This is a genomic window from Methylobacterium sp. WL18, from assembly GCF_008040015.1.
In the GTDB taxonomy this organism is placed as follows: Bacteria; Pseudomonadota; Alphaproteobacteria; order Rhizobiales; family Beijerinckiaceae; genus Methylobacterium; species Methylobacterium mesophilicum.
Window position 1 is genome coordinate 1 of the sequence record NZ_VRVD01000882.1, and the last position, 1,531, is coordinate 1,531.

Sequence of the window (1,531 nt, forward strand, 5' to 3'; positions counted from 1 at the left end):
GCCGGGCGGCCCGGCATTCGTCGCGCCCCGCGGACAGGCCGGCGAGCAATCCTTGAGAAACCGTGATCACAGGATCCCCGGATCGCAGGCTCACGGCAGGCTTTGATCCCGGGATCACTGCGGATAGACTGTGGTGCGGCCGCCGCACGCGCTGGAACATCGCGTCGCCCGGCCCCGATACGGGCGAACTGCATGACGAAGCGCCGCGAGGCCGGCCGAACGACACCGCACGCCGACACGCTGCCGGAGCAGGCCGCGGTCGAGCGCGCCATCGAGGCCGTCCTCGACCGTTTGCGTCCCAAGGACCACCCGGGCACCAAGGATCGCCAGGACGCCAAGGACCGCCCACACCCCAAGTCGGCCGGCAGAACCACGTCCCGCCCCCCGGCGGCCGAGGCCACCCGGAAGCCCGGTCCGGGCCGGAAGGCCGATTGAACGGCCGGATGCGTCCGGGCCAGCGGCGTATCCCGAAGGGGGAAGACCGCCCTCCGGGATGACACGTTACGCGTAGAAAGCAGGGGCTTTCTTGAACATCGGCCACGCGTCCGGATCGTGACCGGTCACGATCTCGGCCCCCGTCTTGTTGGCGATACCGTGCAGCTTCTGGACCGAGCGGACGCAGTCGACGGCCGAAGCCAGGAAGCCCGGCAGCGCCTTCTGGTTCCAGTGATCGAGCGTATAGGCCGCGTCGATCGTGAGCAGAACCGGCCTCGAAGTCGGCAACCGCACCAGAAAAGATTGATGTCCAGGGGCGTGCCCCGGGGTAAACACCGTCGTCAGCGTACCGTCGCCGTAGATGTCATGATAATCGTCGGCCGGCCCGTTGAGGAACTGCCATTTGAGATTGGGCCGGTCGAAATCGGCGCGGATATAGCCGCCCCGGGCGAACCAGTCCGGCGTGAACGCATATTCGTATTCCGACCGCTGGACGATGTGCGTGGCGTTCGGGAAGCGGCCGATCGCGCCCGTGTGATCGAGGTGCAGGTGGGATTGAAGGACGTAGCGAACGTCTTCCGGATCGATCCCGAGGCGGCGCAGCTGGTCGACGCAGCCCTCCTCCTTCCGGAGCACGGGATAGTAGACGTCGGCGATGCTGCCCCAATAGGCGTGGGGATTCTCGGCGACCTCCACCGCGTTGCCGCCATCGATGATGGTATGCCCAACCGGATGCGTGACCAGAAAGAACGGCACCGGGATCTCATAATCCGCGCCGTCGCCCTGGTTCATCTTGATGTTGTGAACCTTGCACTTCAGCGATCCGGACTGGAGCATGTATAGTCTTATATCGCTCATTTTTCCCCCCATTTTCGATATTTTTGCTACATAATTCCTCCTCGTCCGATCGATTTTCAATCACACCGTCAGCTTCAATCGGGGTATAAATACTCGGATCTTACTCAACACGACGAAAGGTCCGAGCTATCGAGTGTAGCGCGAAGCTTTCTTCGACTTCAAGCGCGTTGGCGAACATCTATGACCGAGCTGGAACGGCCGTGACGCGCCGGCCCGGCGGCGCCCGTCGAAGCCGGGC

Annotated in this window: 2 protein-coding genes; one reads left to right on the forward strand and one right to left on the reverse strand. The window is 63.8% G+C overall.

Features of this window, described 5'->3' with window-relative positions:
• The first annotated feature begins 192 nt into the window (after positions 1-192).
• Positions 193-435, forward strand: coding sequence for a hypothetical protein (locus tag FV228_RS29300; protein WP_147857669.1), 243 nt, complete (start codon positions 193-195; stop codon positions 433-435).
• A 66-nt stretch (positions 436-501) separates the two neighbouring features.
• Here the strand turns inward: FV228_RS29300 and attM are convergent, their stop codons facing one another.
• Complete coding sequence (gene attM, locus FV228_RS29305; RefSeq protein WP_187277969.1) at positions 502-1,293, reverse strand: N-acyl homoserine lactonase AttM; 792 nt, start codon at positions 1,291-1,293, stop codon at positions 502-504.
• Between the last annotated feature and the right edge of the window lie 238 nt (positions 1,294-1,531).